Annotated in this window: 15 protein-coding genes; 4 read left to right on the top strand and 11 right to left on the bottom strand. The window is 71.6% G+C overall.

Annotation, left to right across the window (positions count from 1 at the left end; genetic code table 11):
* Positions 1-82 precede the first annotated feature (82 nt).
* The 4 genes from wrbA to ACIBTX_RS09310 form a co-directional block, all read right to left on the bottom strand.
* Positions 83-700, bottom strand: coding sequence for an NAD(P)H:quinone oxidoreductase (wrbA, locus tag ACIBTX_RS09325; protein ID WP_396832302.1), 618 nt, complete (start codon positions 698-700; stop codon positions 83-85).
* Positions 701-1,003: 303 nt separating this feature from the next.
* Positions 1,004-1,372, bottom strand: coding sequence for a DUF3037 domain-containing protein (locus tag ACIBTX_RS09320; RefSeq protein ID WP_357128287.1), 369 nt, complete (start codon positions 1,370-1,372; stop codon positions 1,004-1,006).
* Positions 1,369-2,127 (bottom strand): HipA family kinase, encoded by a 759-nt coding sequence (locus ACIBTX_RS09315; RefSeq protein ID WP_396832301.1) that lies wholly within the window; start codon positions 2,125-2,127, stop codon positions 1,369-1,371. The genes ACIBTX_RS09320 and ACIBTX_RS09315 overlap by 4 nt, the downstream gene beginning before the upstream one ends.
* Before the next feature lie 26 nt (positions 2,128-2,153).
* Positions 2,154-2,744, bottom strand: coding sequence for a TetR/AcrR family transcriptional regulator (locus ACIBTX_RS09310; RefSeq protein WP_396832300.1), 591 nt, complete (start codon positions 2,742-2,744; stop codon positions 2,154-2,156).
* A 130-nt stretch (positions 2,745-2,874) separates the two neighbouring features.
* On the opposite strand from ACIBTX_RS09310, the gene ACIBTX_RS09305 reads away from it, so the two are divergent.
* Positions 2,875-3,825: an alpha/beta hydrolase family protein gene (locus tag ACIBTX_RS09305; RefSeq protein ID WP_396832299.1), complete on the top strand. Its 951-nt coding sequence runs from the start codon at positions 2,875-2,877 to the stop codon at positions 3,823-3,825.
* A gap of 53 nt (positions 3,826-3,878) precedes the next feature.
* Here ACIBTX_RS09305 and ACIBTX_RS09300 read toward each other — a convergent pair whose 3' ends face one another.
* Complete coding sequence (locus ACIBTX_RS09300; RefSeq protein ID WP_355047644.1) at positions 3,879-4,271, bottom strand: DUF4190 domain-containing protein; 393 nt, start codon at positions 4,269-4,271, stop codon at positions 3,879-3,881.
* A 124-nt stretch (positions 4,272-4,395) separates the two neighbouring features.
* Here ACIBTX_RS09300 and ACIBTX_RS09295 point away from each other — a divergent pair, with 124 nt between their 5' ends.
* Entirely contained in the window at positions 4,396-5,499 is a 1,104-nt protein-coding gene (locus ACIBTX_RS09295; RefSeq protein WP_396832298.1) for a winged helix DNA-binding domain-containing protein, read from the top strand.
* Positions 5,500-5,558: 59 nt separating this feature from the next.
* Here the strand turns inward: ACIBTX_RS09295 and malQ are convergent, their stop codons facing one another.
* From malQ to ACIBTX_RS09265, 6 genes are all read right to left on the bottom strand, one after another.
* On the bottom strand, positions 5,559-7,721 hold the full coding sequence (malQ, locus tag ACIBTX_RS09290; RefSeq protein WP_396832297.1) for a 4-alpha-glucanotransferase: 2,163 nt from the start codon (positions 7,719-7,721) through the stop codon (positions 5,559-5,561).
* Positions 7,722-7,879: 158 nt separating this feature from the next.
* Positions 7,880-9,067, bottom strand: coding sequence for a sn-glycerol-3-phosphate ABC transporter ATP-binding protein UgpC (locus ACIBTX_RS09285; RefSeq protein ID WP_357128272.1), 1,188 nt, complete (start codon positions 9,065-9,067; stop codon positions 7,880-7,882).
* A 10-nt stretch (positions 9,068-9,077) separates the two neighbouring features.
* Complete coding sequence (locus tag ACIBTX_RS09280; RefSeq protein ID WP_357170963.1) at positions 9,078-9,914, bottom strand: carbohydrate ABC transporter permease; 837 nt, start codon at positions 9,912-9,914, stop codon at positions 9,078-9,080.
* Between the two features lies 1 nt (position 9,915).
* The gene (locus ACIBTX_RS09275; protein WP_357170961.1) at positions 9,916-10,899 is read right to left on the bottom strand and encodes a sugar ABC transporter permease; all 984 of its coding nucleotides are present in this window, start codon (positions 10,897-10,899) and stop codon (positions 9,916-9,918) included.
* Positions 10,896-12,188: an ABC transporter substrate-binding protein gene (locus tag ACIBTX_RS09270; RefSeq protein WP_357170959.1), complete on the bottom strand. Its 1,293-nt coding sequence runs from the start codon at positions 12,186-12,188 to the stop codon at positions 10,896-10,898. The genes ACIBTX_RS09275 and ACIBTX_RS09270 overlap by 4 nt, the downstream gene beginning before the upstream one ends.
* Positions 12,189-12,512: 324 nt before the next feature.
* A complete protein-coding gene (locus ACIBTX_RS09265; protein ID WP_357128264.1) occupies positions 12,513-12,734 on the bottom strand; it encodes a flavin reductase in 222 nt (73 codons plus the stop codon).
* Between the two features lie 306 nt (positions 12,735-13,040).
* On the opposite strand from ACIBTX_RS09265, the gene ACIBTX_RS09260 reads away from it, so the two are divergent.
* Both ACIBTX_RS09260 and ACIBTX_RS09255 read left to right on the top strand, forming a co-directional pair.
* Positions 13,041-13,841 carry a helix-turn-helix domain-containing protein gene (locus tag ACIBTX_RS09260; protein ID WP_396832296.1) on the top strand — a complete coding sequence of 267 codons (801 nt, stop codon included), beginning with the start codon at positions 13,041-13,043 and terminating at the stop codon, positions 13,839-13,841.
* Positions 13,829-14,017: a DUF397 domain-containing protein gene (locus tag ACIBTX_RS09255; protein ID WP_357128257.1), complete on the top strand. Its 189-nt coding sequence runs from the start codon at positions 13,829-13,831 to the stop codon at positions 14,015-14,017. The genes ACIBTX_RS09260 and ACIBTX_RS09255 overlap by 13 nt, the downstream gene beginning before the upstream one ends.
* Positions 14,018-14,467: the final 450 nt, after the last annotated feature.

Genomic DNA, 14,467 nt, shown 5'->3' with positions numbered 1-14,467 from the left:
TGGTCACCGTCGTCGCGGGGTAGGGCTGGTGCGACCGGTGGCGCGGGCGGGTCGAGAGCCCCCGTCCGCGCCACCGGTCGCCTCAGCCGCCCAGGCCCTGCTTGAGCGCCGCGCCGATCAGCACCGCACGGCGGGCGGTGAGGGCGCAGGCGCCCAGCGCCACCGCGTCCGGGGCGATCTCCCCGTTGTTGCTGGTGTGCGAGGCGCCGTACGGGTTGCCGGCGATGAACTGGCTGGAGTCGGTGTAGCCGGGAGGGACCACCACACCACCCCAGTGGTAGAAGACGTTGAAGAGCGACGTCAACGTCGTCTCCTGACCACCGTGCGACGTCGCCGTGGAGGTGAAGGCCGCGTACACCTTGTTGGCCAGCGCGCCCTGCGCCCACAGCGGGCCGGTGGTGTCGATGAACTGCTTCAACTGCGCGGCGATCATGCCGTACCGGGTGGGCGAGCCGAAGATCGTCACGTCGGCCCAGGCCAGGTCGTCGATCATCGCCTCGGGAACGTCCTGGGTCTCCAGATGGTGCGCCTGCCAACCGGAGTTCGAGCGGATCGCCTCGTCCGGCGCGAGCTCCCGTACCTTGCGCAGGCGCACCTCCGCGCCGGCTTCCCCGGCGGCCTCACACGCGGCCTGCGCCATCTGGTAGGTGATGCCGGTGGCGCTGTAGTAGATCACCGCCACCTTCGTCTGGGCAGCCATCAGAGTTGTCCCCTTCTCGTCTCGGGTCAGCTCCCGCGACTACCCCGGCGGTGCGGAGACAAACGACGGATCGCGGTGTTCCGGTCGTCCGGGTTCAAGTTTTCCGCAAGTTCCCGGACGTTCCGATCCGGCCGTCCGCGCGGGCGGCGATCCTGATGCCAACCGGTGCCGGCGTGCAATCCTGCCGCCCCCCTGGCACCGGCGCCTGAACGGGGGATCGCGCTCCGCCGGCAACGGCGCTGGCGCAGCGCGATCAGGGGTCCGCCGTCGTCGAAGGCCCCGCCCGCTCAGCCCACCGGCCGGTCAGCGGACCAGCATCGTCATCAGCCGGTCCAGCTCGGCCGCCGGGTCGGCGGTGAGGCCGGTGTGTACCGGACCGGCCTGGATCATCGTGCTGCGCGGCGCGACCAGCCAGTGGAAGCGCTCACCGAGCCGCATACGGGTGGCCGGCCCGTCGCCGGAGCAGGTCCGGTCCAGCGACTCCAGCACCGCGGCGACGGCCGGCAGATCGACGTCGGGCGCCAGGGCACGCGCCCGGTCGGCGTCCAGGTGCGTCCGCGCGGCCAGGAAGTCCCGCTGCTGGCAGTAGAGCAGCACACCCACGTTGATCTGTTCGCCGCGCTCGACGCGGGGCACCAGCCGGATGACGGCGTACTCGAAGGGATGCCTCACGCCGCGCTCCCCGCCGGCAGCCAGTCCGCCGGGTCGGCGACCCGCCGCGACAGGTGCGACACGTACGCCTCGCGCGCCTCGTCGGCCGAGTCGAAGTCGGCCGCGGTCAGCCACTGAGCCGGCACCAGCGCCAACACCTCCCGGAGGAGGTCGGGGGTGACCCGGGCGGCCAGCTCGTCGTTGGCCTCGGCGACCCGGGCGGCGTACGGCGCGAGCACGTGGTCCTCGGCCCGGTAGGCGCGGTGCACGGCGGCGTCGGCGCGGGGCCAGTTGTGGTGGAAGTACAGCGCGGCGCCGTGGTCGATGAGCCACAGCTCCCGGTGCCAGATGAGCAGGTTGGGGTTGCGCCAGCTCCGGTCGACGTTCTCCACGTACGCGTCGAACCACAGCACCCGGGAGGCCAGCAGCGGATCGACGGGGTGCGCCACCGGGTCGAAGCCGAGCGCGCCCGGCAGGAAGTCCATCCCCAAGTTGGCGCCGCCGCTGTTGCGCAGCAGCTCCTGTACCTCCTGGTCGGGCTCGGCCCGGCCGATCACCGGGTCGATGTCGAGGACCACCAGCGGCGGCACCCGCAGGTCCAGCCGGCGGGCCAGCTCGCCGCAGATCACCTCGGCGACGAGCGCCTTGGGCCCCTGCCCGGCGCCGGTGAACTTCGCGACGTACGTGCCGAGGTCGTCGGCCTCCACGACGCCCGGCAGTGAGCCACCCTCCCGCAGTGGGGTGACGTAGCGGATCGCGGTGACCTGGCGGAGCACGCCGCCCACCCTACTGTGATCTCCGGTCAGCGGGGTCGCTGGAGGCCGCGCAGCAGCAGGTCGACGAGGCGGCGGGGGTCGTAGTCCGGGTCGTTGTCGCGACTGACGCAGAGGTTGCCGATGCCGCGCATCAATTCGTACGGGCGCGTGCCGGGGGTGATCTCGCCCGCGTCGACGGAGGCGTCGAGCAGTTGCCCGCAGACCGGCACGAGGCGGTCGAGGAACCAGGCGTGCAGCGTGTCGAAGCCGCCGGCGTCCGACTGCAGCGCGCTCGCCAGGCCGTGCTTCGTGACCAGGAAGTCGGTGAAGAGGTCGACCCACTGGCGGAGGGCCGCCAGCGGGGAGGCGGCGTTCGCCAGCAGGGTCGGGCCCGCTTCGGCGCAGGCCTCGACCTGGTGGCGGTAGACGGCGACGACGAGGTCCGCCCGGGTCGGGAAGTGCCGGTAGATCGTCCCGATGCCGACCCCCGCGCGGGCCGCGATCTCCCGGATCGGCGCTTCGACGCCGGAGGTGACGAAGACCGCGGCGGCTGCCGTCAGGAGCGTCTGCTGGTTGCGCACCGCGTCGGCGCGGCGGCCTCGGGCCGGCATCTCCGGGGACTGGCTCGTCGCCGACACGGTTCTCCTCCACACGCCGTTTGGAAAACGGATCAGCGTTCCGTATATTAGTGGAACGGCGATCCGCTTCAACTGTAGCGGAGGCGGGGACACCCCTGCCGTGCCACCTCCGCACCACGGGAAGGCAACCATGACCACATCGACCCTCGTCGCCGACACCATCAGCACCCCGATCGTGTCCGTCGGCCCGATCACGCTGCCGGCCCCCGGCCGCGCCGTGGACCTGCAGGTACGCGTCTCCGCGCCGATGACCGGCACCCGGCTGCCGATCATCCTGCTCTCGCACGGCCACGGGCACTCGAACAACCTCTCCTCGCTCAACGGCTACGGGCCCCTCGCCAACCACTGGGCGGCACTCGGCTTCGTCGTGATCCAGCCGACCCATCTGGACTCGAAGACCCTGAGCCTCAACCCCGGCGACAACGAGGCACCGCTCTACTGGCGTTCACGGGCCCACGACATGACGCGCATCCTCGATGCGCTCGACACGATCGAGGCCGCCGTCACACAACTGCACGGCCGTCTGGACCGGGACAGGGTCGCCGTGGCCGGGCACTCCATGGGCGGGCACACCGCCAGCCTGCTGTTGGGCGCGCGGCTCACCGACCCGCACGACGGGACGCCCGTCGACCTGACCGAACCCCGGATCAGCGCGGGGGTGCTCCTCGCCGCCCCCGGCCGGGGCGGGGACGCGCTCAGCGAGTTCGCCCGGAGCTACGGGTTCTTCCAGACCACGGACTTCTCCGCGATGACGACGCCCGCGCTCGTCGTGGCCGGCGACCGGGACACCTCCGAGCACCTGACGGTGCGGGGCGCGCAGTGGCACGCCGACCCGTACGTCCTGTCCCCCGCCCCCAAGTCGCTCCTGACCCTCTTCGAGGCGGAGCACGGTCTCGGCGGGATCTCCGGCTACGACGCCGCCGAGACCACCGACGAGAGCCCGCGACGGGTGGCGGCGGTCGCGGCGCTCACCGCGGCATACCTGCGCAGCACGCTCTACCCGGGAGATCCCGCGTGGCAGTCCACCCGCGCGGCGCTCACCTCGGGGGTCGACGCGGTCGGACGGGTCGAGTCCAAATAGGCCGGGGTGGGGGCCAGCGGCACGCCCTGGCCCCCAGCCACCCGGGCCCGGTGTCAGTCGAGCTTGTCCCGTAGGTCGTCGACCTGGTTCTGAAGGCGGTCCACCGCGCCCTTGTTGTTGACGAACGTGGTGATGCCCGCGGCGAGGCCCAGGCCGATCAGGACCGCCAGGATGCTCAGCACCAGGCCGCCGATGGACACGCCCCGGCCGGTCACGCCCGGCCGGCGGGCCATCTTCAGCCCGACGATGCCGAGGACGATGCCGATGATGCCGAGCACCAGTCCGACCCAGGCGAGGATGGCCGTCAACACGCTGAACAGGCCGGCCACACCGAAGACCAGAGCGAAAGTGGCGGCCGCGCTGGTCTTGGCGCCGGTGGACGCCCGATGGGCCCGAGAATCGGCCGGTACGCCGGCACCGCGGGCCGGTTGGCTTGCGGCAGTCATGAGACTCCCTTCCGTACGCGCGGCGCGCGTACTTCCGGCCGGCCGCATTCCCACCGGCACGGCGGTTAACCGTGCGTGTCGGTCCTCGGGCCTAGGCTGCGGCGTGGCGACCGGAAGGAGTGCGATGACTGCCGACCTCAGCGCGGCCGAAGCGCTGGCACTGCGGATGACCAGCCTGCTGCTGCGCCCGCCCGGCGGGCCGGGCACCGTCGCCGAGGTGGTCGAGTGGTTCGGGGCGATGCAGGCTCAGGACCTGGCGAGCGGGCTGTGGTCGCTCGGCGCCCGGCTGCCGGGGTGGACGGTGACCGACGTGCAGGCCGCGCTGGAACGCCGCGAGGCGCTGCGCACCTGGCCGATGCGGGGCACCGTGCACCTCATCCCGCCCGCCGACACCTGCTGGATGCTGGAGCTGACCGGCGTACGCGCGCTGGCGGGCTCGGCGACCCGGCGCGTACAGCTCGGGCTGACCGAGGCCGACGAGGCGCGGGCGCTCGACGTACTCGGCGTCGCGCTGGCCGGCGGCGGCCGGCTCAGCCGGGCGCAGTGTCTCGCCACCCTGCGCGCGGCCGGCATCGGCACCGACGGCCAGCGCGGCTACCACCTGCTCTGGTACGCGAGCGTGCGCGGGGTGACCTGTGTGGCGCCCACCATCGGCACCGAGCAGACGTTCGTCCTGCTCGACGAGTGGGCGCCGGAGCAACGCCGCCCGGAGCGGGACGAGGCGTTGGCGCTGCTCGCCCACCGCTACGTCCGGGGCCACGGGCCGGTCACCGACCGCGAGTTCGCCGGGTGGAGCGGCCTCACCCTGACCGACGCGCGGCGCGGCCTGACCGCCGCCGCCGACCTGCTGAGCACGGTACGCGTCGACGGCGAGCCGATGTACGTGGACGCGGCACTGGCCGACATCCCGCGCGCCCCGGCGCCCGAGGTGCTCGCGTTGCCGGGCTTCGACGAGTACCTGCTCGGCTACCGGGACCGCACGCTGATGCTCGACCCCGCGCACCGGGCGGCCGTGGTGCCGGGTAACAACGGCATCTTCCAGGCCACCGTGGTCCGCGCCGGTCGCGTGGTCGGCGTGTGGAAGCGCAAGGTCGGCCGGCAGGCCGTCACCCTGACGGTACGGCCGCTGGTGCCGATGACCGCCGCCGAACGGGTCGAGGTCGAGCGGGCGCTGACCCGGTACGCGGACTTCCTCGGACTGCCACCACGGTTCGACTGGTCGACCTGACCGGACGGGCTACTGGCCGACCGGGTGGGGCGGCCTACTGGCCGGCCTGACCGGGTGGCCTACGTGCCGGCCGGGTCGGGCGGCCTATCTCCGACCGGGTTCGGGGTGGTCCGCCGACCGGCCTTCTCCCCGGCCCGGTCGGGCGGGGTCGTCCGGGGACGGGCGGCGGTGAGCAGGTGGACGATCCGGGCCACGCCGGGGTCCGTCCGGATCTGCGCCACGCTGGCCGGCAGCGGCAGCCGCCAGTTCGGATACTCGTCGACGGTGCCCGGCATGTTGGGTTGGCGCACCTCCCCCAGCACGTCGTAGAGGGACACGCCGAGCAGTCGTGACGGGCTGGCCGCGAGCGCGGCGTGCATCGCCACCACCACGTCACCGTCGGCCGGGTCACCGTCGGCCCCCGCCCCGGAACCGACCTCGGCTTCGGCGGCGGCCTCTGCTCCGGCGGCAGCCTCGGCCCCGGCGGCGGCCCCTGCCCCGGCGGTCTCGGCTCCGGCGGCGGCCCCTGCTTTGGCGACGCGCGAGCCGGGCAGCAGCGCCTCGTTGCGCAGCATCGCCAGCAGCCGCTCGCGGTCGGCGGCGGCCCGGGCGCGTTCGACGGCCACGTCGGTGCCGAGCAGCTTCAACTCGTCACGCACCCGCACGTGCTCGCCGGTCAGGAATCCCGGGGCGGTCGGCAGGTCGTGGGTGCTGATCGTGGCGAGGGCGTTCGTGGGCCAGCGGGTCGGTGGGGTGAACTCGCCGTCGTCGTCCCGGGCGAACCACAGCACCGTCGAGCCGAGCATGTTGCGCCCACGCAGCCCGCGGGTCACCGCCGGCTGGACCGTGCCCAGGTCCTCGCCGACGACCACCGCGCCGGCCCGGTGCGCCTCCAGCGCCAGGATGCCGAGCATCGCCTCGGCGTCGTACCGCACGTAGGTGCCCTCGGCGGCCCCGGCGCCCGGCGGCACCCACCACAGTCGCCAGAGCCCGGCGACGTGGTCGACCCGCAGGCCGCCCGCGTGCCGCAGGGTCCGCCGCAGCATGTCCCGGTACGCCGCGTACCCGGTCTCGGCGAGCCGGTCCGGTCGCCACGCGGCGAGGCCCCAGTCCTGGCCGAGCTGGTTGAAGTCGTCCGGGGGCGCGCCGACCCGTACCCCCTGGGCCAGGACGTCGGCGAGCTGCCAGCCGTCCGCGCCGCCCGGGTCGATGCCGACGGCCAGGTCGTGCACCACGCCGACCGGCATGCCCGTCGACCGGGCCGCCGCCGTCACGGCGTCGAGCTGCTCGTCACAGAGGTGTTGCAGCCAGGCGTGGAACGCCACCCGGTCGGCGAGTTGGCGACGCTGCTCGGCGACCGCCGGGGCGTCCGGGTGGTGCAGCTCCGCCGGCCACGCCTGCCAGTCGTTGCCGTGCCGCTCCGCCAGCGCGCACCAGGTGGCGAAGCTGGTCAGCGCCGGGTCCGCGTCGAGGTCCATCGCCGGGGCGTACGGGTGCAGCAGCTCCAACGCGTGCCGCTTGGCGGCCCACACCTCGTCGTAGTCGATCAGGTCCCGGCGGTCGGGGCGTAACGCGTCGACCACCGCCCGGGTGGCCGGGTCCGCCGCCGTGTACGCGGTGGTGTCGCTGACGCGCAGGTAGAGCGGATTCACGAAGCGTCGGCTGGCCGGCGAGTACGGCGACGCGGCCACCGGGTGCGCCGGTCCGACCGCGTGCAGCGGGTTGAGCAGCACCAGTCCGGCGCCCGTTCCGCCCGCCCATCCGGTGAAGTCGGCCAGGTCGCCGAGGTCGCCCATGCCCCAGGACCGCTCGGAGCTGAGCGCGTAGAGCTGGAGCATCCAACCCCAGGTGCGGGGCGGCACGGGCAGCCGCCGGGGCACCACGACGAGGGTCACGTCCCGCCCGTCGCAGGCCAGCCGGTGCCAGCCCAGCGGCAGGTCAGCGGGCAGCTGCGCGTCAACCGTCCGGCGACCACCGTCCTCCAGGGACACCACACCCGGGCCGGGCAGCGCGTGTGTCGCGCCCTCGGCAAGCACCAGGGTCGGCGGCAGCGCGGTCCGGTCCACCGCGCGGGCGGCGGCGAGCGCGTCGGCGATCGCGGCGGGGCTGGTGGCGTCCACGCCGAGCAGCCCGAGCACGCCGACGACCGTCTCCGACGCGACCTCGACGCGGCGGTGCCGCCAGTCCTCGTACCAGGTGGACACGCCGTGCGCGGCGGCCAACGCCACAAGTCCCCGATCCATCACCAACCCACCCTGCCACGCCCACCCCCGTGCCGCAGCACCACACGCCCCCGCTCCCCTTCCCGCGATCTTGCACTTTCTGCGGCGACATAAAGGACCTTCCCCTCCATGTCGACGACACAAAGTGCAAGATCGACGGGGCCGGGGCCGGGGCCGGGTTAGTGGGACTTGTCGAGGGTTAGGTTGCGGCCGGTGGACGGGTCGAAGAGGTGGATCTTTTCCAGGTTGAACCAGGCTCGGCGGGATTGCCCTTCGGCGGCGCCGGACTCGGCGGACAGTCGGGTCACCAGGTTGCCGCCGCCGCCGGCGAAGTCGCCCGCACCCGCGTCCGCGGCCAACTCCTCCAACTCGGCGGCGCTGGCCCGCTCACCCTCCACGGTGAAGTACACGTACTTGTCCGAGCCCATCGACTCGACGATCTCCACCGGGGCTTCGAACTCCAGACCCCGGCGGCGGGTCTCGTCGTCGACCAGCTCGGCGTCCTCGAAGTGCTCGGGCCGGATGCCGAGGATCAGTTCGCGGGGCGCGTCGGCCGCCTCCAGCTCCCGGCGCAACCGGTCGTCGAGCGGCACGTCGCCCAGGGCGGTCCGCAGGCTGCCGTCCTGCACCGCCGCGTGCAGGAAGTTCATCGATGGCGAACCGATGAAGCCCGCCACGAAGAGGTTGCGCGGGTGGTCGTACAGCTCCTGCGGCGGGCCGACCTGCTGCACCGCGCCACCCCGCATGATCACCACCCGGTCGCCGAGGGTCATCGCCTCGGTCTGGTCGTGGGTGACGTAGACGGTGGTGGTGCCGAGCTGCTTCTGCAACCGGGACACCACCGTGCGCATCTGCACCCGCAGCTTCGCGTCAAGGTTGGACAGCGGCTCGTCCATGAGGAACGCCTTGGGCTGGCGGACGATCGCCCGGCCCATCGCCACCCGCTGCCGCTGACCACCCGAGAGGTTCGCGGGTTTACGGTCCAGCAGCGCGGTCAGCTCCAGCACCTTGGCGGCCTCGTCGACCTTGGAGTTGATCGTCTCCTTGTCCAGCTTCGCCAGCCGCAGCGGGAACGCCATGTTCTCCCGCACGGTCATGTTCGGATACAGCGCGTACGACTGGAACACCATGGCGATGTCCCGGTCCCTCGGCGCCTTGTCGTTGACCCGCTGGCCGCCGATGCGCAGCTCGCCGGAGCTGATGTCCTCCAGCCCGGCGATCATGTTGAGGGTGGTGGACTTTCCGCAGCCGGAGGGGCCGACCAGGATCACGAACTCGCCGTCGGCGATCTCCAGGTCGACGTCCTGCACGGCGACGGTCCCGTCCGGGAAACTCTTGCTCACCTTGTCGAGCACGATGTCAGCCATGACTACCCACCTATCCCTTGACTGCGCCGGAGGTCAGGCCGGAGACGATGCGGCGCTGGAAGAAGAGGACGAACAGGATGATCGGTACGGTGATCACCACGGCGGCGGCGCAGATCGCCCCGGTGGGGTCCTCGAACTGGGACGCGCCGGTGAAGAACGACAGCGCCGCCGGCACCGTGCGGGACCGCTCGGTGGAGGTCAGCGAGATGGCGAACAGGAAGTCGTTCCAGCAGAAGATGAAGACCAGGATCGCCGTGGTGAACAGGCCGGGCGCGGCCAGCGGGGCGATCACCCGCCGGAACGCCTGGGCCTGCGTGGCGCCGTCCATCTTCGCCGCCTTCTCCAGGTCCCACGGGATCTGCTTGAAGAACGCCGACAGCGTGTAGATCGCCAGCGGCAGCGCGAAGGTGATGTACGGCAGGATCAGTCCGGGCCAGGTGTCGAAGATCCCGAGCTGCCGTTCGATCTCGAACAGCGGCGACACCAGTGACACCTGCGGGAACATCGCGATCAGCAGGGAGATGCCGACCAGCAGCTTCTTGCCCGGGAAATCCAGCCGGCTGATGGCGTACGCGGCCATCGCACCGAGGACCACCGCGATCAGCGTGGCGATCAGTGCGATGCCGATGGAGTTGACGAGTGCTCGGACGAACTGGTCGGTGTCGAAGATCGTCCGGTAGTTGTCCAGCGTCCACTCGCGGGGGATGAACTTCCCGTCGGTGAGGGTGGCCGGCGTCTTGAACGACAGCGAGGCGATCCACAGCACCGGGACCAGCGCGAAGACGACCACGAGGATGTCCAGCAGGCCCCAGCGCAGCTTCGCGCGGGTGGTGGTTTCCGCGGCCATGTCAGCGCCTCTCCCCATCGTCGCTACCGGGGGCAGCGGTACCGAACAGCTTCACGAAGACGAACGCGATGATCGCCACGGTGAGGAAGACCAGCACCGACATCGTCGAGCCGATGCCGAGGTTGAGACCCCGCAGCAGGTTGTTGTAGGCGAGCATCGACACCGACGAGGTCTCGTTGCCTCCGGCGGTCAACACGAAGATGTTGTCGAACACGCGGAACGCGTCGAGCGTGCGGAACAGCAGCGCGACCAGGATCGCCGGCTTCATCACCGGCAGCATCACCTTGGTGAACTTCTGCCAGGCTGTCGCGCCGTCGGTGGAGGCGGCCTTGAGCAGGTCGTCCGGCACCAGGGCCAGCCCGGCCATCAGCAGCAGCGCCATGAACGGCGTGGTCTTCCAGATCTCGGCCAGCATGATGATCGCCAGCGAGCTGGCCCGCTCGGTGAGCGGAGCGCCGTCGCTGAACAGGTCGGCCAGGTAGCCGGTGCCGGGGGTCCAGGCGTACCGCCAGGAGAAGGCGGCGACGACCGTGACGATGCCGTACGGGATGAGCGCCGCGGTACGGACGATGCCCCGCCCGACGAGCGTACGGTGCATGATCAGCGCCAACCCCATGCCGAGCACCAGCTCGACGGCCACGGTGACCACCGTGATCAGCGCGGTCACCCCGAACGCCGTCCACCAGAACTCGTTGCTGAGCACGGTGACGTAGTTCTCCAACCCGACGAACTCGCGCTGGTCGGGAAAGCGCAGGTCGTAGCGCTGCAACGACAGCCAGAACGAATAGATGATCGGGTACGCGGTCACCAGCACCATGACCAGCGCGGCGGGCGCGCAGAGCAGCCAACCGAGCCGGCGTTCGGCCTTCTTGTTCTCGCTCAGCGGCGGCTTGCGGCGACCTCCGCGCTGGGTGGGTACGGCGGCGCGCTGGCCGTCGGTCACCTCGGTCGCCTCGGTCGACTCAGTGGTGGCGGGCCGGGTCATGGCAGCACCCCCTTCGATTCCAGGGCGTCGGCGATGGCGTCGCGCAGCTCGTCGGCGGTCTGCTGCGGGCGGATCCCGGACGGCGGCGACAGGATCGCCGACATGACGGTGGAGATGCTCTGGTAGGCGGGGGTCAGGGGGCGGGTCGCCGGGTCCTTCAGCTCTTCCAGGATGGTGTCCTTCATCGGGTACGCCTCGGCCATCTCCGGCTCGTCGAAGACGGCCTCGATGGTCGGCGGCACGCCGTCGTTGATCGCGGAGAACTTCTGGTGCTCCGCGCTGCGCAGGCACCGCGCGGCCTCGAACGACAGCTCCGGGTGCTTCGAGTACGAGCTGACGGCCAGGTTCACCCCGCCGATGGTGACCTTGCTGGGGGTGCCCTCGTCGACGCCCGGCACGCGGGCCCAGCCGACCTGCTTGGCCAGCTCCGGGTTGGCCTCCTGAAGGGCCGGGTAGACGAACGGCCAGTTCACCTGGAACGCGCCCGACCCGGACTGGAACTCCAGCCGGACCGGGTCCTCGGTGGCGTTGCTGAACGACGGCGAGGTGACGCCCGACGTGGCGAACTTCTGCAACTGCTCCAGCGCCCGGACCGTGCCGTCGTCCATCACGGCCTTCTTGCCGTCGTCGGAGAGGACCTTGCCGCCCGCGCTCTCGGCCAGGGTGTTGTAGAGGACGACCAGACCCTCGTACTGCGCGCCCATGGTGAGCACCTGGTACGGCTTGCCCTGTTCCTTGAGCTGCCGGGCAGCGGTGATCATCTGGTCCCAGGTGGTCGGTGGCTGCGGCACCAGGTCCTTGCGGTACCAGAGCAACTGCACGTTGGTGTTCTTCGGTGCGGCGTAGAGCTTGTCCTCGTACCGGGCGGTCGCCAGCGGCCCGGCCAGGGTGCCCTGCTCGACCTCGGCCTTGTCCTGGCCGGTCCACTCGCGGATCCAGTCGGCGCTGGCGAACTCCTGGGTCCAGGTGACGTCCAGTCCGAGGATGTCCATGCCGGTGTCCTCGGCGGCGAGCCGGCGCACCATCTGTACCCGCTGGTCGTCGGCCTGTCGGGGCAGCACCCGGTAGGCAATCTTGTACCGCCCCTGGGCCTGCGTGTTGCAGTCGTCGACGACCTTCTGCAGGTTCTGCTCGGGCGGGTAGTACAGGTTGAGCGTCGGTGGGCCACCGTCGTCGGCTGCGCCACACGCGGCGAGCGGCGCGACCAGCGCCAGCGCGGCGGCAGCCGCCCCGACCCGGGCAACCGGCCGGCGTCGGTGTCGGTGTCGGGCCGTTTCGGGGTCCGTCATCGCCTTCCCCCTCTCGTGCACAACGGACCGGGGAGGGCATCCGTGCCCCGGCGCACGGTGAGCTGTCTCCGAGCCCAGGAGCTGCAAAAACGCCCCGCTCGGGTACTCCGTGCGGCTACACTGCCCCACTCCCCACGCCGCGAAACCTGCCGGCAACACGACAGGCTCCCACCCCACCCAAACCCCCAACCCCCACCCCACCCCCACCCCCACCCCCACCCCCACCCCCTCTCAGCCCTGTTGATCAAGAGGTTTGCGTCAGGAAAGGCGTCTTTCCTGACGCAAATCTCTTGATCATCGGGAGCGGGCGGGGTGGGGCAGCCCTCAGCCCCGGGCCCGCGCCCAGGAGAGGAAGCGCTCGGTCATCCGGGCGGGCGGGTGGTCGGGGTGGAGTTGGGTGAGCTGCTGGGTCGCCTCGTTCATCAGGGTGCCGAGGTAGATCAGCAGTCCGGTGCGGTTGGTCCGGTACTCCGTGAGCAGGGCGAGCTTGGCCGGCTGGCAGGGCCACTCCCGGCCGCAGTTGCGGCACCGCCAGAGCGGACGCATGGCGACATGCGGAACGGGCGGACGGACCACCATCACCACCACCGCGCTTCGTCGTGGTCTCTCGGGCTGAGCACATCGACCTCCTCGTGCAGGGGAAGGGGGTCGCTCCCGCAAGGGGGAAACGGGAGCGACCCCGGGCAGAGCCCGCCACCGCCATTGCGGCCACCAGCGAACCCGCCATTGGTGACAGTCTGCGAGGAGTCAACTACGGTCGATCCGTGCTCGCGGCATCCGCGCAGCTCAGCGGTCCGGTCGAGCAGCCACGAGGGACACGCGGCTTCGGGTTGGGCAGAGATGGGGGAGTCAATGGGGACAGTGACGGACTACGTGCTGGAGGAACTGCGCCTGCTGCGGGCGGAGACAGGGCTCAGCCAGGACGACTTCGGCCGGGGAATCGGCTACTCGGGCTCGCACGTCAGCTCCGTGGAGACGGGCGGGCGACCGCCCACGAAGGAGTACATGCGGGCCATCGACAACCACCACCGGACGGGCGAGCGCTTCCAGCGGATGCTGGAACGGTTGGGCCGGCTCGACGCCGAGCCGGCCTGGCTGCGCGAATGGATCGAGTTCGAGCGGGAGGCGACCACGCTGCGCTGGTTCGAGTTGGCGTACGTGCCCGGCCTGTTGCAGACCGAGCGGTACGCCCGCGCCACGCTGGCCGGCGGGCGGTTCGACGCCGAGGACGTCGACCGGATCGTCGCGTCCCGGCTGGAACGGCAGGCGATCCTGCGCCGCCCGCGTCCGCCGCAGCTCATCGCCGTGCTGGACGAGGCGGTGCTCCGCCGGCCGGTGCTCGACCAACCGGGCCTCATGGTCGAGCAGTGCGAGCACCTGGTGGAGCTGGCCACCCAGGAGCACATCCAGGTGCGTGTCGTGCCGGTGGATGCTGGCATGTACCTGGGCTTGGCCGGACAGTTCATCATCGCCGAGATGCCCGACGGCGAACGGGTGGCGCACGCCGACAACCAGCTCATCGCGCAGTTCGTCGACGCGTCGACCGACGTCGCTAAGCTGGCGAAGACGTGGGAGATCGTCCGCAACGAGGCGCTCCCCCGCCGGCCGTCAATCGAGCTGATCAAGGAAGTGGCGAAGTCATGGACACCCTGACCCCACGGTGGCGCAAGTCGACCCGGTCCGGCGGTAACGGCGGCTCCTGCGTCGAGGTCGCCGACAACCTGCCGCACGTCGTGCTGGTGCGCGACACCAAGGACCGCGACGGCGGCACCCTGCACGTAACCCCGACGGCCTGGAAAACCTTCGTCGCCTACGCCAAGCAGCACTGACCGCACCCCACACGCAGACCTCCCCGCCCCCGCCCCCGGCACTCCGCCCCCGCCCCGCCCGCCCGCCCGCCCCCGGAACGGCCGAACGGCCGCCCGCGTCGATCTTGCAGTTTCGGTCGTCGAAAAGCCTGGAATGCCGCCTATGCCGGCACAGAAAGTGCAAGATCGCGGCCAGGCCCCGTCGATCATGGAGTTGTGGTGCCCGTCTTGGGTGGCGTGGGTAGTTTTGTCGCCCACCACAACTCCTTGATCGACCGGGCGCAGGGCGGCGACCGGGGCGCCGAGCGGCAACCGGGCGCAGTGCAGGAACCCGGAGGGCCGAGCGGCGACCGGGCGCAGCGCGGGGACCCGGGGGGCCGAGCGGCGACCGGGCGCAGTGCGGGGACCCGGGGGGCCGAGCGGCGACCGGGCGCAGTGCGGGGACCCGGGGGGCCGAGCGGTGATCGGGGG

This window comes from Micromonospora sp. NPDC049359, assembly GCF_044466585.1.
Lineage (GTDB): Bacteria > Actinomycetota > Actinomycetes > Mycobacteriales > Micromonosporaceae > Micromonospora.
The sequence above is the reverse complement of the archived record's forward strand: the minus strand, read 5'-3'. Positions and strand labels throughout refer to the sequence as shown.